The sequence below is a fragment of the Bacillus sp. FSL K6-0994 genome (genome assembly GCF_038630815.1).
Taxonomy (GTDB): Bacteria; Bacillota; Bacilli; order Bacillales; family Bacillaceae; genus Bacillus; species Bacillus safensis.
Genome location: NZ_CP152043.1, coordinates 3,561,668 through 3,580,814, shown reverse-complemented (window position 1 = coordinate 3,580,814; position 19,147 = coordinate 3,561,668). Strand labels below are relative to the sequence as shown.

17 protein-coding genes and 1 pseudogene are annotated in these 19,147 nt (G+C 42.5%); 13 read left to right on the top strand and 5 right to left on the bottom strand.

Going from position 1 to position 19,147, the window contains the following annotated elements; translation table 11 throughout:
• The first annotated feature begins 114 nt into the window (after positions 1 to 114).
• On the top strand, positions 115 to 1,098 hold the full coding sequence (locus MHB69_RS18665; RefSeq protein ID WP_342495843.1) for a hypothetical protein: 984 nt from the start codon (positions 115 to 117) through the stop codon (positions 1,096 to 1,098).
• A gap of 31 nt (positions 1,099 to 1,129) precedes the next feature.
• Here the strand turns inward: MHB69_RS18665 and MHB69_RS18660 are convergent, their stop codons facing one another.
• Complete coding sequence (locus MHB69_RS18660; RefSeq protein WP_041118308.1) at positions 1,130 to 2,467, bottom strand: amino acid permease; 1,338 nt, start codon at positions 2,465 to 2,467, stop codon at positions 1,130 to 1,132.
• A gap of 314 nt (positions 2,468 to 2,781) precedes the next feature.
• Between MHB69_RS18660 and MHB69_RS18655 the strand changes: the two genes are divergently transcribed.
• Complete coding sequence (locus tag MHB69_RS18655) at positions 2,782 to 4,296, top strand: PAS domain-containing protein (RefSeq protein ID WP_342495842.1); 1,515 nt, start codon at positions 2,782 to 2,784, stop codon at positions 4,294 to 4,296.
• 40 nt (positions 4,297 to 4,336) lie between these two features.
• Here the strand turns inward: MHB69_RS18655 and MHB69_RS18650 are convergent, their stop codons facing one another.
• On the bottom strand, positions 4,337 to 5,320 hold the full coding sequence (locus MHB69_RS18650; protein WP_061110290.1) for a Gfo/Idh/MocA family oxidoreductase: 984 nt from the start codon (positions 5,318 to 5,320) through the stop codon (positions 4,337 to 4,339).
• Positions 5,321 to 5,449: 129 nt separating this feature from the next.
• Positions 5,450 to 5,809 carry a MerR family transcriptional regulator gene (locus tag MHB69_RS18645; protein WP_061110289.1) on the bottom strand — a complete coding sequence of 120 codons (360 nt, stop codon included), beginning with the start codon at positions 5,807 to 5,809 and terminating at the stop codon, positions 5,450 to 5,452.
• 301 nt (positions 5,810 to 6,110) lie between these two features.
• Here MHB69_RS18645 and yidA point away from each other — a divergent pair, with 301 nt between their 5' ends.
• Positions 6,111 to 6,923, top strand: a complete 813-nt coding sequence (gene yidA, locus MHB69_RS18640; protein WP_041118302.1) for a sugar-phosphatase — start codon at positions 6,111 to 6,113, stop codon at positions 6,921 to 6,923.
• 35 nt (positions 6,924 to 6,958) lie between these two features.
• Here the strand turns inward: yidA and MHB69_RS18635 are convergent, their stop codons facing one another.
• Positions 6,959 to 7,966, bottom strand: a complete 1,008-nt coding sequence (locus tag MHB69_RS18635) for a helix-turn-helix transcriptional regulator (RefSeq protein ID WP_342495841.1) — start codon at positions 7,964 to 7,966, stop codon at positions 6,959 to 6,961.
• A gap of 129 nt (positions 7,967 to 8,095) precedes the next feature.
• Between MHB69_RS18635 and MHB69_RS18630 the strand changes: the two genes are divergently transcribed.
• Positions 8,096 to 8,803, top strand: coding sequence for a class I SAM-dependent methyltransferase (locus MHB69_RS18630; RefSeq protein ID WP_081125137.1), 708 nt, complete (start codon positions 8,096 to 8,098; stop codon positions 8,801 to 8,803).
• A complete protein-coding gene (locus MHB69_RS18625) occupies positions 8,800 to 9,897 on the top strand; it encodes a saccharopine dehydrogenase NADP-binding domain-containing protein (protein ID WP_120207982.1) in 1,098 nt (365 codons plus the stop codon). Before MHB69_RS18630 ends, MHB69_RS18625 begins: the two co-directional genes overlap by 4 nt.
• Positions 9,898 to 10,072: 175 nt before the next feature.
• Here the strand turns inward: MHB69_RS18625 and MHB69_RS18620 are convergent, their stop codons facing one another.
• Positions 10,073 to 11,896 (bottom strand): acyltransferase family protein, encoded by a 1,824-nt coding sequence (locus MHB69_RS18620; protein ID WP_046313457.1) that lies wholly within the window; start codon positions 11,894 to 11,896, stop codon positions 10,073 to 10,075.
• Positions 11,897 to 12,122: 226 nt separating this feature from the next.
• Here MHB69_RS18620 and MHB69_RS18615 point away from each other — a divergent pair, with 226 nt between their 5' ends.
• The 8 genes and pseudogenes from MHB69_RS18615 to MHB69_RS18580 all read left to right on the top strand — a co-directional run bounded on the left by MHB69_RS18615 (position 12,123) and on the right by MHB69_RS18580 (position 19,041).
• A complete protein-coding gene (locus MHB69_RS18615; RefSeq protein ID WP_120207980.1) occupies positions 12,123 to 12,998 on the top strand; it encodes an aldose 1-epimerase family protein in 876 nt (291 codons plus the stop codon).
• Positions 12,999 to 13,058: 60 nt separating this feature from the next.
• Positions 13,059 to 14,003, top strand: coding sequence for a sugar-binding transcriptional regulator (locus tag MHB69_RS18610; RefSeq protein ID WP_034281387.1), 945 nt, complete (start codon positions 13,059 to 13,061; stop codon positions 14,001 to 14,003).
• An 84-nt stretch (positions 14,004 to 14,087) separates the two neighbouring features.
• On the top strand, positions 14,088 to 14,759 hold the full coding sequence (deoC, locus tag MHB69_RS18605) for a deoxyribose-phosphate aldolase (RefSeq protein ID WP_024423938.1): 672 nt from the start codon (positions 14,088 to 14,090) through the stop codon (positions 14,757 to 14,759).
• Positions 14,760 to 14,925: 166 nt separating this feature from the next.
• Complete coding sequence (locus MHB69_RS18600; RefSeq protein ID WP_041118288.1) at positions 14,926 to 16,107, top strand: NupC/NupG family nucleoside CNT transporter; 1,182 nt, start codon at positions 14,926 to 14,928, stop codon at positions 16,105 to 16,107.
• Positions 16,108 to 16,132: 25 nt separating this feature from the next.
• On the top strand, positions 16,133 to 17,434 hold the full coding sequence (locus MHB69_RS18595; RefSeq protein WP_041087525.1) for a pyrimidine-nucleoside phosphorylase: 1,302 nt from the start codon (positions 16,133 to 16,135) through the stop codon (positions 17,432 to 17,434).
• Between the two features lie 151 nt (positions 17,435 to 17,585).
• Positions 17,586 to 18,070: pseudogene (locus MHB69_RS18590) on the top strand (MarR family transcriptional regulator).
• 13 nt (positions 18,071 to 18,083) lie between these two features.
• Positions 18,084 to 18,722 (top strand): nitroreductase family protein, encoded by a 639-nt coding sequence (locus MHB69_RS18585; protein ID WP_041118286.1) that lies wholly within the window; start codon positions 18,084 to 18,086, stop codon positions 18,720 to 18,722.
• Between the two features lie 25 nt (positions 18,723 to 18,747).
• A complete protein-coding gene (locus MHB69_RS18580) occupies positions 18,748 to 19,041 on the top strand; it encodes a putative quinol monooxygenase (protein ID WP_024423933.1) in 294 nt (97 codons plus the stop codon).
• Positions 19,042 to 19,147 lie beyond the last annotated feature (106 nt).

Here is a 19,147-nt window from a genome sequence, read left to right as displayed (position 1 = left end):
GCGGACACGATCGAACCATTAAAACACGTTTATCATGAATTATTTATTGAAGAATTAGCGGAGAAACTTGCACAAGCGTCGACTGGGTTTGATGCTGAAGAATTCCAGCGGCTTGTGTTTCAAAAGGATTGGCAGCAGCTTGAGTTAAAAGGCAGAATGAGAAGAGTCACTGAATCGATGCATGCCTGTCTGCCTAAGGATTATGAGCAGGCCATTGAAGTGCTGCGTCAGACAGCCCCGCATTTTTCAGGACTTAGTGCGCTTGTATTTCCAGACTACGTCGAAACATATGGCCTAGCACATTGGGATATCTCGATCAAGGCGCTCGAATTCTTTACGCCTTTTTCCACTTCTGAATTTGCCGTTCGGCCTTTTCTGATTCAGGATCAAGACAAAATGCTGGCGCAAATGCTTGTATGGTCACAGAATCAAAATGAGCATATTCGGCGGCTGGCTAGTGAAGGATGCAGACCACGTTTGCCATGGGGATTAACTGTTCCTGCGCTTAAAAAGAATCCTTCGGTTACGCTGCCTATTCTAGAAAACTTGAAGTCGGACCCAGCGCGCTATGTGCAAAAAAGTGTAGCGAACCACCTAAATGATATTTCTGCAATTCAGCCTGATTTGATGAAGAAAACGGCTAAAAGCTGGTATGGAACGAATGAACATACGAACTGGATCATCAAACATGCATCTCGTACCTTACTAAAAAAAGGCGATCCAGATATCATGGCTTTGTTTGGCTATGGGGATAATCCATCTGTTCAAGTAACAGATTTGAAGGTAGTGCAGGACCCTATTCGTATTGGAGAGAAAATGACCTTTCAATTTACACTTCAGGCCGCTAAGCCACTAAAGCTGCGTGTAGAGTATGCCATAGACTATGTCAAAGCTCGGGGTACCCGCAATCAAAAGGTATTTAAAATCACAGAGTTTGAAACAAGTTCAGCGTTACATAGAGAATTTATCAGGTCTCAATCCTTTCAAAATATGACGACGAGAAAACATTATGAGGGAACCCATACTTTAACGATTATCATCAACGGCATTCCAAAAGCGTCGGTTGATTTTGAGGTAACAGAAGATAGCAGCTCATAAAAAAACCCGCCAATTCGGCGGGTTTTGGCGTTTAAGCCTTCTTTTTCATTAAGAATGAAGCGATGATGGCAGCGACTAAGAAACCAATGCTGATAATGGAGCTAGGCAGGTTTTCTTGTCTGAATAGGAACAAAACAAAGCTCAAACTGAGTACAAGACCTGCAAATAAAGTTAAATATGGAAACAGCCACACCTTGAAATACGGCTCCTGTGGATATTTTGGACGCAGTTTCAGATGTGCCAGACAAATGCTGATCCAAATGAGTGAAACAGCAAAACCAGGAATAGCCAGCATATAGCTGAAAATTTGGTCCGGATATAAGTAAGCAAAAAATGTTCCGATAAGAAGAAATAGAACGGTAACCCATAAACTTAAAATGGGTACGCCTCTTTTGTTGACCCGTGCCAGTTTTTTCGGACCGCCGTCTGATTTAGCCAGAGAATGAATCATTCTCGTCGTTCCATAAATTCCGGAATTAGCCGCAGATAGAACGGCTGTTATCAAGACGAAATTAATGAAGTGAGAGGCGCCTTGCATACCAGCAGCAGAAAAGACTTGGACAAAAGGACTGTTATTTGGGTCAATTTGATTCCAAGGAATAAGGCCGCAGATGATCAAAATCGGCAATGTGTAAAATAAGATAATCCGCCACATCATACTTTTGACTACTCCAGGCAGGACCTTCTCCGCATCCTTTGTTTCAGTAATGGTCAGCCCGATCAATTCAGAGCCTCCATAAGAGAAAATAACCACTAAAAGTGATGCAAAGATCGCACCCCATCCGTTCGGGACGAAGTTTTGATAGTTGGTAAAGGCTGGTGTGCTTTGTTCGTTTGGAATGATCCCAAATAATAATGCTGCACCAAGAATAATAAAGACAATAATAACGAAAATCTTCATTCCAGCGAACCAAAACTCAATTTCACCAAAGTATTTTACATTATTTAAGTTAATTCCGATGACTAAGAGTGAACAAAGTAAACATAGTGACCATAGCGGCACGTTCGGCAGCCAGTATTGAAGCAGACTGCCAGCTGCAATAATCTCAATGACACATACAGTGAGCCACATAAAACAGTAAACCCAGCCGACGACAAATGAAAAACGTTGACCAAGCGCAATTTGTATAAGGTCGCGAAGATTATTTCCCGGATACACAATGGCCATTTCGGCTAATGCTGCCATCACAATGAGGAGCAGCAATCCAGCAAATACATAGGAAAAAATGACCCCAGGGCCTGCTAAACCAATTGTATCGGCACTTCCTTTAAAGATTCCTGTACCAATGACCCCGCCCATCGCAATCATGCGAATGTGACGCGGTGATAAAAGCTTTTTTAATTCTTGTTGCTCCTGATTCGCGCTCATGACGTTCTCCTTTTTTAAAAATGCTTATGTTCCATTTTCTTTTTTCAAGACGTCAGTGTCAATATAAAAAAAGAGATTTTTCAGACAAAAATAGTGGTTGATTCTATCAAAACATATACTTATATCCATAATTCCCTTATTTCATCCATATTCTAAAAATGAAACTTCAAATAAATGAACATTTGCCTTATTTATGACATAAACAATTTTCAGTTTTTGTCGATATATCTTTTGTATTACTAAAGTCCTAATAAAGAATTGTTTATAACTGTAAAATATTTCAAAAATGTAAGAGTTGAAAGGAGTTATGAAAGATGTTTATGAAAAAAGCAAATGATTCATCGGCTGGAATCCTTCTGAGTGAAAGCAGCCAATTAATAGAACGAATCGAAAAGGGAGACCTTTCAGCAAGATTAGATACTGCTGCATTTTCTTCTAGCCAAACAATAGAAGCAGTGGCACAAATGAATGAAGCGCTGCAAAAGATGCAGGAAGCACATGAAAATATTCAAATGCGGGTGGAATTAGTGACAAAAGCCATTCAAGTTGGCTTATGGGATATGGTCGTCATCGCTGGAGACCCGGTCAATCCAAAAAATGAATTCACATGGACGGATGAATTCCGCAGAATGCTCGGCTTTCAAAATGAGCACGATTTTCCAAATCTATTAGACAGCTGGGCATCTCGAATACATCCGGATGAACAAGAATATACATTAGATGCATTTTCTTCGCATTTATTGGATCATTCAGGGCGTACGCCATATGATATCGAATATCGCTTAAAGTTAAAAAACGGAGATTATCGCTGGTTCAAAGCAACTGGAACGACCGTTCGTGATCGAAATGGTGTCCCTCTTCGTGTGGCGGGAGCTCTTTTTGATATCCATGATCAGAAATTGAAAGAAGAAGAGCTGCAAGCATTCGTCACAAGATATGACTTAATCAACCGTGCGCTTGTCGAAGCTCCTTGGGACATGGTGGTAGAGGCCGGTGATCCAGTCAATCCAAATAACGAATTCTGGTGGTCTCCGCAGTTCAGAAAAACGCTTGGCTTTACAGACGAAAAAGATTTCCCGAACGTGTTAAGCAGCTGGAGCGACCGTCTGCATCCTGAAGATCAAGAAATGGCTCTTCAAGCCTTTGCAGATCATTTAAATGACCACTCTGGACGCACACCGTTTGATGTTGATTACAGATTGCAGCGCAAAAATGGGGAGTACCGCTGGTATCATGCGGGTGGTGAAACCATTCGTGATGAAAAAGGTGTTCCTCTTCGTGTAGCAGGAACCATTCGTGACATCACGTTAGAGAAAAACAAAGAGAAAACAGCGAATGAAATGGCTTCACAAGTAGAACAGCTTTCAAGTTCTATTAGCGAGATGGTATCGGGCATTAGCTCTGTGACAAATCAAGCACAGGAGCTTGCTGTTGCTCAAGAGCAGTCAACGTCTGCCGCAAATCTAGCAAAAAATAGTGCAGATGAGACGAAAAACATTTCTGACTTAATCAAAGAAGTGGCGAACCAAACGAACCTGCTTGGTCTGAATGCTGCAATCGAAGCAGCTAGAGCTGGTGAACAGGGCCGCGGATTCTCTGTTGTTGCAGATGAAGTACGGAAGCTGGCGCTGCATAGTGCCAATGCAACGGAAAATATCGAATCTAGTTTAACGGAAATGAAAACACAAATTGATGAAATTCTTGAAAATATCTCGAATATGACAGCTCTTACGCAAACACAGGCTGCTTTAACAGAGCAAGTGAATGCTGCAGTCGATGAAGTGAATCACATGTCTCAGCGTCTTGTGGCGTATTCAAAGAGTATTTAATCGTGAAAAACCGCCCTCTCATAGAAGGCGGTTTTTTTCATTAAATTTGATCTGCTGGGAAAACAATACTTGCATCTTTTCTTGCGGCATCAAGAACTTTCATCACGGAGAGACTTTCATCAAGCCATGCATAGCACTGTTCATGATTTTTTGTTTCAATGATCTGCTGGAAAGCTTCTGCCTCATAATACAGACGGTTTGGATTCGTTTGTGCATTGAGTGAGATGACCCTGTCATCAACATGCAGCAGCACTTCTTCGCACCCATTCGCCCCATTTTTCACATGAATGAAGCCTTTTTCTCCTTGAATCAATGCAAAGTTCATGCTGCTTGTATCCTTACTGCCGACACTTGTCGCAATAAAATCATTGTAAGTGAACGTCAAAACACCAGATGTGTCAATACCGTTTGGATGGCGGTTTGCCTGATATCGGACTTGCTCTGGTGATCCAAAGAGGTTCATGATGAAATGGACATTATAGATGTTAATATCCATCAGCGCTCCTCCAGAGAACTCAGGGTTAAAGACATTTGGCGTTTCGCCGGCTAGCAGCTGATTATATTTGCTTGAATATTGACTATAGTTGCATTGAACCAGTTTGATTTTACCTAATTGATGAAGGTGCTTTTTGATCAAATGATAGTTTGGCATATGAACGGTCGTAATGGCTTCAAATAGGAGAAGCTGCTTTTCCTTTGCGAGAGCGATTAAGGCTTCCAGCTCTTTCACATTAGAGGTGAAAGGCTTTTCGCATATCACATGTTTTCCGTGTTTCAATGCTTTCGTTGCATGCTCGCTATGTAAACGATTCGGTGATGCGATGTAAACGGCTTCTACGTGGGGATCTTCTAGCATAGCAGTTAGATCCGTATAAGTTGTCTGCACCCCAAATTTGTCTGCGAGCTTCTTTGCCGTTGCTTCCTTTCTTGAATAGACAGCGTGACAAGAAGCACCGTCGAGCTGTTCAACCGCTTGCAGGAAGCCTTCCACAATGATACCTGTTCCGATGGCTGCGATGTTCATTCTCAAAACCCCTTCCACTCGTTTAAGCTGACTCTAGTATAACCGATGTTTTCATTGAACGTGTACTGAGATACCTGAGCGAAGGTGTGCCAGTGATCAACACCGGCACACCTTTGGCAGCCCTTACAATCAGCTGATATTTGCTAATGTTTGCTTTGTTAACAATTGAATAGCTGCCTTCCTTTTTTTTAACTCTTGAATAGAGTGCTGGATATCTTCAACTTTTTGCTCGAGCAGCTGTTCAGCTTCTGTTTTTGACTTTCTTTCGAAAAGTGATTTGATAATTTCACGAATTTCTTTAAGCGAGAAATCTAGCTTTCTCGCTTCCGTGATAAATGACAGCATGAGTACATATTTTTTATCATATAGACGATAGCCGTTATGTGCTCTCTTTGGCTCTGGGAGCACTCCCTCATTTTCGTAAAAACGAATGGTTTCAATATGTACACCAGACATTTTTGACAATTTACCTCTCGTAAACGTAATCATTCCCTGCACCTCCTTTCTTTGCTATCCATCATACAATTAGATTTACTCGTTTCAAAACATTCTATAGTGGTGGACAATTGTTCTGTTTTACTAGTTTCAAATGGGGGATCAGCGCGATGAATAGAATGCGTTATAATAGAGTAGACTCATGTGATATTTGTTACAGATATGAACAAGTAGACAGCGTGAAGAAAAAACGATAGGCTAAAATAGGTAAATAGTAATGAAATAACCTGTCATCATCGTAATGGTGGCTCAAAATAGTGACAGCACGTTTTTGCTGAGAAAAGGGGACCAGTGAATGTATAAATTAGTCGCAATTGATATGGATGGTACGTTATTAAATGATCAACATATGGTGCCGGATGAAGTGTTTGAAGCCATTCAACAGGCTAAGGCAGAAGGAATTAAAATTGTCTTATGTACAGGCCGGCCGATTGGCGGGGTAAATCGCTATTTAGCTGATCTTCAGCTTAATCAAGAGGGAGATTATGTGATCGCGTATAATGGAGCACTTGTTCAAAACAGCCATACAAATGAAGTGGTGTCAGAGCTGACATTATCCTATGATGACTTAGCTTCTTTATATGAATTGAGCCGTCAGCTGGATACACCGATGCATTATTTCGATTCAGCCAATTTATACACACCGAATCGCGATATTAGTGAATACACAGTTCTTGAATCCTATTTAACAAAACTGCCGCTTAAGTATTTACCTGTCGAAGAGGCAGATTCATCTATGAGGCTTCCGAAGATGATGTATATTGATCAGCCAGAACGTTTGGAAAAAACGATACAAGCCATCCCATCTGAAGTGAAGGAAAAGTATATGATGGTGAAAAGTACAGATTTCTTCCTTGAAATCCTGCATCCTGATGTGAGTAAGGGAAATGCCGTGAAGCTTCTAGCGAAGGAGCTGGGAATTCCTCGTGAAGAAGTCATGGCTATTGGTGATAACGGGAACGACGTCTCAATGCTAGAGTTTGCGGGCTGCGGCGTCGCTATGGGAAATGCCATTGATGATGTCAAAGCCGTAGCAGATGTTGTAACAAAATCTAATAATGAAGCCGGAGTAGCACATGTCCTGCATGAGCTGGTTTTAGGAAAATAAGAAAAGAGCGGTCTGCCAGTGCGGTAGCCGCTTTTTTATATATTGGAGAAAAAGTAAACAAGCATACGTCTGCTGCTTAAATTCGTCTTTTGCAGCATCGCTTTCACATGATCATGAACGGTATGGGGTGAAATATATAACGTACTCGCAATTTCCTTTGTCGACTGGCCCTTTAATAAGCAGTCGAGGACGTTCATCTCTCTTTCTGTCAGCCTGTACGTTTTCGCTGCATAAGGAAGAATATCATTTGTTTGGGCTCGTTTGATGTGAATCATGACAGCCTTCTCCTGCCTGTCAGCCTGCGCCAATCGAAAGGCTTGAAGGGAAAGAAAGACCCCCGTAGGCATTCTTGTGATGCTTGCTGCTGTTTGATCGGTGCCGCCGTATAAAAGTTTAGCGCCTAATGCTCTGAACGGCCGGGGCATGACGGCTTGGTCATGGATTTGCTCAAAGACTTGAAATGTATGAAGCCAATGGAGCCCTGTCTCATTTCCATAAAGAAGCTTGTAATGAGTTGTAAGAATGAGAAATCCTTGCTGCTCCGCCGCATCATCATCTTCAGTGGCCCATTTATTGAAAATCTCATCTCTCAGCTTGGCTGCAAGTGACGGTGTTAGATCGATGACTGCTTGTATATCTCGCTTCCGAAAAGGTTCCTTGCCCTGTTGACGATAAAGACTGGCGATACCCCAGCATTCTCCTTGGATCACAAGGGCTGCCCGCAATTCATCAGACCAACCGTTTGGTATTAAAATATGCAGATAGCGCTCGCTGCTCAGATATTCTCCGCTTTGGACGAGACTCGCAGCATGAATAGGGCCTTTGGCTAGAAACTCATGCTGATGCACGTCCTTTTTTAAAAATTCATTTTGAAAGAGCTGGTCATGAATTTCTTCAATCGGTTCATCAGTGTAGGAACCTGTCGAGAGGAGAGTGGCTGGATCGATGGTTGTGATACAGGCGGCATCAAAATCAATGACAGCAGCAAGCTCGTCCCGAATGTGCTGCCTTAGCTGCTGAAAATGAGTGGCTGGATTGACCACAGGATCTCCTCCTCAAAAACCCCCACTTTTAGGGATCGTTTTTTCTGGTGCCTCTTTTTACAATAAAGGTGTCATATCGTTAGTGTACAGGAAACGATGGAAAGCGGAAAGGAACTGGAGGAGAATCATATGAAAGGAAACCAGCATTGGCACGACCCTGTTGCTGAATCATACGCAGCAACGATTTCACATAAAGTACCCGGCTATCACCTTTTGCATGAGTTAACAGTAGATGTATTAGAAACTGAAATAAAGGGAGCGGCCTCTCGTATTCTAACTGTCGGAGCGGGTGGGGGCGAAGAGATCATCAACATGCTTCAGAGAAAAGGAGACTGGCTCATCACAGGAGTCGATCCGTCTGCATCTATGCTGGATATGGCGAAACAGCGGGTTTCAAAGCTCCATATGGAGGCGCGTGTCACATGGTATGAGACCGCATTAAACAAGGTGTCTGCTGAAGCTGTTTACGATGCCGCAGTGAGCCTGCTCGTGATTCATTTTGTAGAAAATCGGCTGCCATTTTTACAGGAGATTGCACAAAGGCTTCAACCAGGGGCCCCGTTTGTACTCGCATTTATACAAGGAGAGATGAATTCCAGCGCATTTCAGCAAGAGCTTCATATGCTGTCTCTTTTCATGAAGCGGCAAGGTCTAGGAAAAGAAGTGTTTTCGTCCTTTCATGACAGATTGGGACGTGCAACATATCCTGTGCCTGAGGAGGAAATGAGGGGACATTTAATTGAGGCGGGGTTTCGAGACATCAGACCTTATTTTCAGGCAGGAATGATCAAAGGGCTTGTTTGCAAGCGAGGTCGTAGAAAGGCGTATGAGAGATGAGATCACAGGTAATGGTAATTGGCGGCTATGGACATGTCGGACAGCAAATATGTCTTCAGTTAAGTGAAGTGTATACAGGGCAAATTGTTGCGGCGGGGAGAAGCTATGAGAAGGCTGAACAATTTTCACAGCAGACCAAAGGCAGAGTCCGTCCTTACAAACTAGATGTTAGAAAGCCATTAGATTCTGACTGGATGAATGAAACAAAGCTGGTGATCATGTGTCTCGATCAAGAAGACACGTCATTTGCTGAAACCGTTCTGCGGGCAGGCATTGATTATATCGATATTTCTGCAAAGGGGGCGTATATGGAGCAAATGGCACAGCTGGATCAGCAGCAAATCAGTGCAACGGCTTTGCTCAGTGTAGGCCTCGCACCCGGTCTTACAAATTTATTAGCTGCGAAAGCGGCTTCTATGCTTTCATCAGTGGATCAAATAGATATTGGGATTATGCTTGGATTGGGGGATCAGCATGGAAAAGCCGCGATTGAATGGACGATTGATCATGTCCATACTGAATATGAACTCACTGAACATGATCAGCAGAAAAGAGTGAAAAGCTTTACTGGAGGCAGACCGGTCAACTTTGGTGGACAGCTTGGAAAGCGGTATGCCTATCGATTCCCCTTCTCTGATCAACAGACATTGCCTTCCACAATTCATGTGCCATCTGTGACGACAAGGCTTTGTTTTGATTCACGTCTAGCGACGGGTGCATTGGCCTTCACAAGGAGCCTTGGACTGACGTCGTTCCTTACATTACCGAAAATGAAGGATCGAGCCATTTCAATGATTCAATCTTCTCAAGTGGGAACAGATCAATATGCGGTCAAAGTGGAAGCGGCAGGGACGGATGGGAAAAAGGTTCATCATGCAGCGCTTGGAATAAAAGGACACGACGAGTCTCAAGCAACAGCTCAAGTCGCCTGTGCTGCGGCCCTGCATTTATTGAACAGGCGGTTTCAGCCAGGGATTTTTCATATTGAAGAATTATTTTCACTAGCATATGAGAACGGGCATTTTGTTTTGGTGGATCAAAAAACAAGGGAAGAGCAGACATTAGCGATAAGGGCCAGCCTTTTGACGGCATAAAAGAAGACTAGCATTCTGCTAGTCTCAGCGTGCAGACAAACCCTCGCATTCGGTGTCAGGTCTGCGTGCCGGTGCTCACGAATGTCAAATTCGCTCCGCGCCGGTACTCGCCCTTCCTAGGACTGCAAAGGTTTTCTATCACGCTGAAAAAAAGACTAGCATTCTGCTAGTCTTTTTATGATGACGTTGACACATCCCCTTTTTTCTTAATGCTTGCTGTGATGAGCTGTGTCAGTGTGTCAGAACCTTTTTTTGAAAGGTGGACACCATCGGACTGAAAATAGGATGGCTGTCCAGTAGCGGCTGAATGCCAATCGACCAAGGTGACATTTTGATCTTGATCAGCCACTCGCTGAATGACCGCATTCACATCATTTTCCCATGACCTTGGAACCCTCGTATTCACTAGGAAAATATGTGCCTTAGAAAAGTTTTGAATGAATGCTTTCAGCGTGTCCTCAGTAAAATAACCATTTGTGCCGAGTTCAATGATAACAGCGGCATCAGATTGATTAAATGATTTGTATTGAGGGGCAATGCTGACGGCTTCGTTCATTTGTCTGCCAACTTTCCCATCGATGGTGATTTGTTTATATGCTTTTTCGAGATTCGGCGCAATGTCTAGCATGACAGAATCACCAATGGCAAGAACTTGGTGAAATTGTTTTTGATCAGCTGCTTTTTTCTCGTGCTTTTCTTTCTTTTTCTTCGCTTTTGATTCCGATGGTTCGGCTGTTTTTTTCGGTGCTGTCTTAATTTGCGTCACTTCCTTCACATGTGGGGAGGAAGTGGACGAGTTAGACATGCCAATGATAAATAAGATCAAAAGAGCTGCGGTGATCCCAAGGAACACCTTATTAGATGTAGACCACTGTTTGATTCCTTTTTTCCAAATAGACCAAGAGGAAAAATATTGTCTGAAGCCATGCTGGCGGATCGGCTGTTCGATGAAGCGATAGGAAGCCTCAGCAACTAGTAAAATGGCGATGAGCTGCAATGTGACACGCGCTATGGAAGGCTGTCCAATTTCAATGACCGGTGTGGTCAGTACGATAATGGGGTAATGCCACAGATAAATACCATAAGACCGCTTACCTAGCCAGACGAGCGGCTGAAAGGACAGCCATTTCCCTATAAGACTTGCAGGGTGGCAGACGCACCCAATTAAGATGGCCGCATTCAGACAGAATAAAAGCATGCCGCCCTGATAGAGAAAGGCATCGAAATCGTCCACTGCATAAACACAAAAAAGGAAAATCGCAAACGAACCGAAACCGGCAATATGTAAAATACGTCTGCCAACAGGAAGTAATCTTTTGCTGGATAGTCTTTGCATAGGCCACACAAATGCCAGGCTGCATCCAATCAGGAGCGCAAATGCACGAGTATCTGTTCCATAATAAACCCTGCTTGGATCGGTATCTGGTGAATAAAGAATCGCCATCCATAAGGCAGAGACAAGTGCAAGTCCAAAGGTGATCATAGGCAGATGGGATCTGTTTTTTACCCATTTCAGCCCTGCAATCAACAGTACCGGCCAAATGATATAAAATTGCTCTTCTATTGCCAGAGACCACAAATTTTTCAGTGGAGATAGGGCATTGAAGCTATCAAAATATGAAAGCTGGTGAAAAATGTACCACCAGTTACTGACATAAAAAAAGGACGATATGGCATCGCCACGAATGGACAATAATGCATTTGATCCAGCAATCGCGCACCAGCTGACGGTTATAAAAATCATGATGTAAGCGGCTGGAAGAAGCCTCCTGATCCGTCCCATCCAAAATGGCAAAAGCTCTTGATAGCCTAATTCCTGCTTATGTAACAAGATCGTTGTAATCAAGTAACCAGAAATGACAAAAAATAAATCAACGCCAAGAAACCCGCCGCTTGCGGGTCCGATATGTAAGTGATAAGCAATGACTGCCAATACAGCAACGGCTCTTAGTCCATCTAATCCTAAAATATAACGAAAACGATTTTCCTTGCTGTTCATGAAAATGAATCCCCCATCAATGTCAAACGCTTCTTTTTGTTGTTCATTCAAAAGAGCAACGATTCTTTTATTTTATATAAGATTAGACGAATCAGCATTACATTTTGTTGGCGAATTTCTGTCTTTTTTAAAATTTTTTTAATTGATGGGTTAAGAGATGTCGAATTTGATACTCAAAACCAAAATCCCTGTCATAATAAAAGTAGAAGGAAAGGGGATGTATTGAATGAAAACGATCGAAAATGATCAGTTATTGGTTCAGATTCATGAAAAAGGAGCGGAAGTCAGGGAGGTGCTTGACAAGGAAAGCGGGCGTCACTATATGTGGTCTGGTGATCCAGCTTATTGGGGCAGGGTGTCGCCTGTCTTGTTTCCGATTGTTGGGCGATTAATGAATGACCAATACAAGATGGACGATCAAACCTTTAAGCTCACGCAGCATGGATTTTTGCGTGATGTCAATTTTGATTTATATGAAGAAACGAAGCATTCGGTGACCTTTCAATATGAATCAAGAGGAAGGCACGTGAAGCAATACCCGTATGAATTTACAGCGCGAATTCGTTATGAACTATCGGAAAATGGACTGACGATTTCCTGGGAAATTGATCATGACGGAGAGGATACGATGTATTTCTCTATTGGAGGGCACCCAGCATTTCGCATTCCTCTTGTTGAAGGCGATCAAACAGCAGATTATTCACTCACATTGACACCTTCCACTGATCATCTCCCTGTGCAATATGAACTGCGGAATTCACTTGTCAGGGAGAAAGAAAAAGGTATTGAGCTTGAGCCGATCCAGCTTCGGCCAGAGCTTTTTCAGCATGATGCGATGATTTTTAGCCATATCAATCGAGTGTCATTGACTTCAGGTGCAGGTCACGGAGTTGAGGTCGATCTCACAGGCTTTCCTTTCGTTGGCATTTGGTCGCCTTATGATCAAGAAAAAGGAACGATGGCTCCTTTTGTTTGTATTGAGCCGTGGTATGGCATCGCCGATATGGAAGGGACGAATGGACAGTATAAAGAGAAGTTTGGGATTCAAACATTAGAAAAGAATGAGACCTTTCATGCCGCTTATACAATTTTCTTCAAATGAACATTTGTGCATGCTGAGGTGAACAATTTGTTATGATAGAAGAAAAAAGGGGGCGTATGAATGGATCGAGAGAAACAACAGCTGAGTATTGAAGCGGCAAGGCTTTACTATTTGTCTGATTACAGCCAGCAGGAAATTGCCAAACAGCTCGACCTGTCGAGACCGACTGTATCTCGTCTGCTTCAATATGCGAAAGAGAAGGGGTACGTCCAGATTACGGTGATGGATCCGTTTGAGGATTTAAATGAGCTTTCTTCATTGCTCAAGGAAAAATATGACCTGCTCGAAGCTCATGTGGTGTTTTCGCCAAAGGACGACTATCCAACCATCACCGATTATTTGAGCCGATTTGGTGCAGATTACTTGCAAGAAACGGTGAAAGACGGTGATATCGTTGGCGTGAGCTGGGGAACGACTATGTATCAAATTGCACAAAAGATGCAACCTAAACAGGTAAAAGGAGTAGAGGTTGTCCAGCTCAAGGGTGGAATCAGCCACTCTCATGTGAATACATATTCTGCGGAAACCATCCAGCTGTTTGCTGAGGCCTTTCAAACAGCACCCCGTTATTTGCCGCTTCCTGTAGTATTTGATAGTGCTGCCGTCAAAGAGATGGTTGAGCAGGACAGACATATTCAGCGAATTATTGAAATGGGCAAGCAGGCGAATATCGCTGTGTTTACTGTTGGAACGGTAAGAGATGAGGCGCTATTGTTTAGACTAGGTTATTTCCGTGAAGAAGAAAAAGCGCTCCTCAAGGCATCCAGTGTCGGAGACATTTGCTCGCGTTTTTATGATCAAGATGGACGCATTTGCAGTGAAGCCATTAACAATCGCACAATTGGCGTGGAGCTAGATGATTTAAGGACAAAAGAACGATCCATTCTTGTCGCTGGCGGTCATCGAAAGGTGGCTTCTATACACGGCGCACTAAGAGGAAAATATGCGAATGTATTGATCATCGATCAGCACACAGCGAGGGCTCTTTTAAATGTCACAAAATAGATGAACAAAATTTCATAACTGTGTTTACAATTGTTCACTCGTCATATATGATGAAAGTATCATAATTAAAAGGAAGTGTGAAGCATGACGATAGCAAAGCTCATTGATCATACAGCACTAAAACCAGATACAACTAGAGCTGCAATTATGCAGTTACTTGAAGAAGCAAAGACTCATCAATTTGCATCTGTTTGCGTAAACCCAACTTGGGTATCTCTAGCGTCGAAAGAACTAGCAGGAACAGGTGTAGATGTATGTACAGTCATCGGTTTCCCGTTAGGCGCAAACACAACAGCGGTAAAAGCATTCGAAACAAAGGATGCCATTGAAAACGGTGCCACAGAAGTGGACATGGTCATCAATGTTGCGGCATTGAAAGACGGCGAATATGATGTGGTTGAACAAGATATTCGTGCAGTTGTAGACGCAGCAAAAGGCAAAGCATTAGTGAAAGTCATTATTGAAACATGTTTACTTACTGATGAAGAGAAAGTCAAAGCTTGTGAGCTTTCAGTGAAAGCCGGCGCTGATTTTGTGAAAACATCGACTGGATTTAGTACAGGCGGTGCGACTGCTGAGGACATCGCATTAATGCGTAAAACAGTAGGACCTGACATCGGTGTGAAAGCATCAGGCGGCGTGAGAACAAAAGAAGACGTTGAGGCAATGACAGCAGCAGGTGCTACCCGTATTGGCGCTAGTGCAGGCGTTTCCATTATCAAAGGGGATCAATCAGCTCCTTCGAAAGACTATTAATTCATACGATCCTATGGTAGGATAACATTCATGACTCATAAATGATGAAAAAGTCATATGCGGAAGGATCTCACTTCTGGGAATTTCTTCCGCGTTTTGTTTGCAAAATAGGGTTTGTTCTATACAAGCGCATTAATGTAAACGAATTCATTCAAGGAGGAAAAACATGAAATACGTGATTGGTATCATCGGTTTGCTAGTGATTCTTGCCATTGCATGGCTGGCTAGTAATGGGAAAAAACGAGTGAAATTCCGTCCAGTAATTGTCATGATTGTACTGCAATTTATTTTAGGTTATATTCTGCTCAATACAGGTGTTGGAAACTTCCTAGTCGGAGGTTTTGCAAAAGGATTCCAAATGCTTCTAGGCTATGCCGGTGAAGGAATCAACTTCGTATTTGGCGGGTTAATGAATGATAATGCGTCCACTTTCTTCATCAATGTTTTACTGCCGATCGTCTTTATCTCGGCGTTAATCGGTATCCTGCAGCATTGGCGTATTCTTCCGCTTATCGTACGCGGAATCGGATATTTGCTTAGTAAAGTGAACGGTATGGGGAAACTAGAATCTTACAACGCAGTAGCGTCTGCGATTTTAGGTCAATCAGAAGTCTTTATTTCTATTAAGAAACAACTTGGATTATTACCTCAGCAGCGTCTTTATACATTATGTGCATCTGCAATGTCGACGGTATCGATGTCGATTGTTGGTGCATACATGCAAATGATTAAACCAGAGTACGTGGTTACAGCACTTGTGCTGAACCTATTTGGTGGATTTATTATCGCATCGATCATCAATCCATATGAAGTGTCTAAGGACGAAGACATGCTTGAAGTCGTTGAGGAAGAAAGACAATCCTTCTTCGAAATGCTTGGCGAATACATTATGGATGGTTTCAAAGTAGCGATTGTTGTTGCTGCAATGTTGATTGGATTCGTTGCATTAATTGCGATGATTAACGGTATCTTTACAGCAGTCATTGGTGTTTCTTTCCAAGATGTACTTGGATATGTCTTTGCTCCATTTGCGTTCCTTGTTGGTGTACCTTGGAGCGAAGCGGTACAAGCAGGAAGCATTATGGCAACCAAAATGGTATCGAACGAATTTGTTGCGATGCTCGCTCTATCTGGAGACGGTCTGCATTTCACTGCTCGTACAGAAGCGATCATTTCTGTATTCCTTGTATCATTTGCGAACTTCTCTTCTATCGGTATCATTGCTGGAGCAGTCAAAGGCTTAAACGAAAAGCAGGGGAACGTCGTCGCACGATTTGGATTAAAGCTGTTGTTCGGTGCAACTCTTGTCAGCTTCTTAACAGCAGGTGTAGTCGGTTTAATTTTCTAATTTAAAAAAAGGAATGGTGAAAACAATGAGAATGGTAGATATCATTGCGAAAAAACGTGACGGAAAAGAATTATCTTCAGAGGAAATTTCTTTCTTTGTCAAAGGTTATACGGATGGAACAATTCCTGACTACCAAGCAAGTGCCTTGGCTATGGCAATTTTCTTCCAAGATATGACGGATCAAGAACGTGCAGACTTAACACTCGCTATGGCGAACTCAGGAGATACAATTGACTTGTCTGCCATTGACGGTATTAAAGTAGACAAGCACTCAACAGGCGGAGTAGGCGATACAACAACGCTTGTACTCGCCCCTCTTGTTGCAGCACTAGATGTACCTGTTGCGAAAATGTCTGGGCGCGGCCTTGGGCATACAGGCGGTACAGTGGACAAGCTTGAAGCGGTGAAAGGCTTCCACGTAGAAATTACAAAAGACGAATTCATCGAGCTCGTGAACCGTCATAAAGTAGCGGTCATTGGGCAATCAGGCAACCTGACACCAGCTGATAAAAAGCTGTATGCTCTTCGTGATGTGACAGGAACTGTTAACTCAATTCCGCTTATTGCAAGCTCCATTATGAGTAAGAAAATCGCTGCTGGTGCAGATGCGATTGTACTTGATGTGAAAACAGGCGCAGGTGCTTTCATGAAAACACCAGAAGACTCAGAAAAGCTTGCAAAAGCCATGGTTCGCATCGGAAACAACGTAGGCAGACAAACAATGGCGGTCATCTCTGATATGTCTCAGCCGCTAGGATTAGCGATTGGGAATTCCCTTGAAGTGAAAGAAGCGATTGACACACTCCGAGGCGAAGGCCCTGAAGACTTAAACGAGCTTGTGCTCACATTAGGAAGTCAAATGGTCGTTCTTGCGAAAAAAGCAGACACACTTGATGAAGCAAGAGAAAAGCTAATTGAAGTCATGAAAAACGGTAAAGCACTTGAGAAATTCAAGGAATTCTTAGAAAACCAAGGTGGAGACAGCTCAATTGTGGATCAGCCTGAAAAACTGCCGCAAGCACCTTACAAAATTGAAGTACCTGCCAAAGAATCAGGTGTCGTAGCTGAAATCGTCGCGGATGAAATTGGTGTTGCAGCGATGATCCTTGGAGCAGGACGCGCAACAAAAGAGGACGATATCGACCTATCTGTCGGCATCATGCTGAACAAAAAAGTGGGAGATCGTGTTGAAAAAGGAGATTCACTTGTGACTCTGCATGCGAATCGTGAAGATGTTGCAAATGTCATGGAGAAAATTTATGACAACATCCGCATTGCTGATCATGCCGATGCACCAACATTGATCCACACGGTCATTACTGAATAAAGAAAAAGGACAAAAGCGATTCGTCGCTTTTGTCTTTTTTTATGGTTATTTTAGGCGCGTCTTTTTCTATTGAAATAAAAAAATTCACTTTATGAAACAAACCTCTTGCAATCATCAAACAATGGGTGTATATTAATTGACGAGTCAATGATTGATATATCAAGTAATTGATTTCTGAATAGAAAAGAGGGGATGGCATTGACTGCATTTTGCTCTGAAGAGGCAGAGGTATTATATCGTTTGCAGTGCGTGAACCGTATGATGGGCGTGAAGTTCGAAGCATGTACGGGCATCAGCCAATCAAGACTTGAGTTGCTATCGCTGTTATTCCAAGCCGATGAAATCAGCCAATCAGATTTGCAGAAAAAAGTAAATATTGATAGTGCAGCTGTGACGCGTCATTTAAAACAGCTGGAAACAAAAGGAATGGTCACACGCAGAAGAAAACCAGAAGATAATCGAGTCACACTTGTCCGCTTAACAGAAGAAGGCAGAACGAGAATCGAAGCTTCTAAAATAGAAAAAGAACGATTTATCTCAGAAATGCTTGAAAACGTAAGTGAAGAAGAACGAAGGCTTCTGACTGATGTGCTCATCCGTATACAACAAAACATCGAAAAGATTCAAACAACCTAAAGGAGTGTTACACATGGCTACAACATTAAAAACAAACGATTTTATGGAAATTATGAAAGGGCGCCGCTCTATTCGTAACTATGATCCATCTGTGAAAATCAGCAAAGAAGAAATGACAGAGATTTTAGAAGAAGCAACAACTGCACCATCATCAGTAAATGCACAACCATGGCGCTTCATGGTGATTGACAGCCCAGAAGGAAAAGAAAAGCTTGCACCACTTGCAAAATTCAACCAAACTCAAGTGTCAACATCAGCAGCTGTCATTGCAGTTTTTGCAGATATGAAAAACAATGAATACTTAGAAGAAATTTATTCAAAAGCAGTAGAAAATGGCTACATGCCGCAAGAAGTGAAAGAAAGACAAATTGCTGCATTAACTGCACATTTTGAAGCTCTTCCAGAACAAGTGAATCGTGAAACAATCTTAATTGACGGTGGACTTGTGTCTATGCAGCTTATGCTTGCTGCACGTGCACACGGTTATGATACAAATCCAATTGGCGGATATGATAAAGAAGTCATCGCTGAAACATTTGGATGGGATAAAGAACGTTATGTACCAGTCATGCTTCTGTCCATTGGGAAAGCGGCTGACGAAGGTTATGCATCTTACCGTTTACCGATCGACCGTATCACAGAGTGGAAATAATTTTTAAAAAAAGGGAGACGATCACATGATCATTATTCATGCAGGGATGACCATTCATCCAGAAAAAGAAAACGTATTTTTAGAAGAAATCAACGAATTAATGAAAGCTTCACAGGCTGAAGAAGGCAATGTTTCCTACAAGCTATTCAAGGATACAGAAAAGGAAAATACATTTTTAATGGTAGAAGTGTGGAAAGATGACGCTGCGGTTCAGAGCCATAATGCAAGTGCTCATTTCCAGGCTTTCGTAGCGAAGGCAAAAGAATTCTTAGCCGCTCCACTTGACGTGGTTGCTTTTCAAGGCCAGCAGCTTTCATAGAAAAACAACAAACACCCTAGGCGGTTATCGCCTAGGGTTCTTTTATTTTCGACATATGGTTCCACCCATTTCATTCACGTATTGTGCATTTTCCACAAAATTTCTG

Bases quoted from the DNA above. Each gene is read 5' to 3' on its own strand.
- MHB69_RS18660 (WP_041118308.1), bottom strand. From the start codon at position 2,467: ATGAGCGCGAATCAGGAGCAACAAGAATTAAAAAAGCTTTTATCACCG.
- MHB69_RS18655 (WP_342495842.1), top strand. From the start codon at position 2,782: ATGTTTATGAAAAAAGCAAATGATTCATCGGCTGGAATCCTTCTGAGT.
- MHB69_RS18650 (WP_061110290.1), bottom strand. From the start codon at position 5,320: ATGAACATCGCAGCCATCGGAACAGGTATCATTGTGGAAGGCTTCCTG.
- MHB69_RS18645 (WP_061110289.1), bottom strand. From the start codon at position 5,809: ATGATTACGTTTACGAGAGGTAAATTGTCAAAAATGTCTGGTGTACAT.
- yidA (WP_041118302.1), top strand. From the start codon at position 6,111: ATGTATAAATTAGTCGCAATTGATATGGATGGTACGTTATTAAATGAT.
- MHB69_RS18630 (WP_081125137.1), top strand. From the start codon at position 8,096: ATGAAAGGAAACCAGCATTGGCACGACCCTGTTGCTGAATCATACGCA.
- MHB69_RS18625 (WP_120207982.1), top strand. From the start codon at position 8,800: ATGAGATCACAGGTAATGGTAATTGGCGGCTATGGACATGTCGGACAG.
- MHB69_RS18620 (WP_046313457.1), bottom strand. From the start codon at position 11,896: ATGAACAGCAAGGAAAATCGTTTTCGTTATATTTTAGGATTAGATGGA.
- MHB69_RS18615 (WP_120207980.1), top strand. From the start codon at position 12,123: ATGAAAACGATCGAAAATGATCAGTTATTGGTTCAGATTCATGAAAAA.
- MHB69_RS18610 (WP_034281387.1), top strand. From the start codon at position 13,059: ATGGATCGAGAGAAACAACAGCTGAGTATTGAAGCGGCAAGGCTTTAC.
- deoC (WP_024423938.1), top strand. From the start codon at position 14,088: ATGACGATAGCAAAGCTCATTGATCATACAGCACTAAAACCAGATACA.
- MHB69_RS18600 (WP_041118288.1), top strand. From the start codon at position 14,926: ATGAAATACGTGATTGGTATCATCGGTTTGCTAGTGATTCTTGCCATT.
- MHB69_RS18595 (WP_041087525.1), top strand. From the start codon at position 16,133: ATGAGAATGGTAGATATCATTGCGAAAAAACGTGACGGAAAAGAATTA.
- MHB69_RS18585 (WP_041118286.1), top strand. From the start codon at position 18,084: ATGGCTACAACATTAAAAACAAACGATTTTATGGAAATTATGAAAGGG.
- MHB69_RS18580 (WP_024423933.1), top strand. From the start codon at position 18,748: ATGATCATTATTCATGCAGGGATGACCATTCATCCAGAAAAAGAAAAC.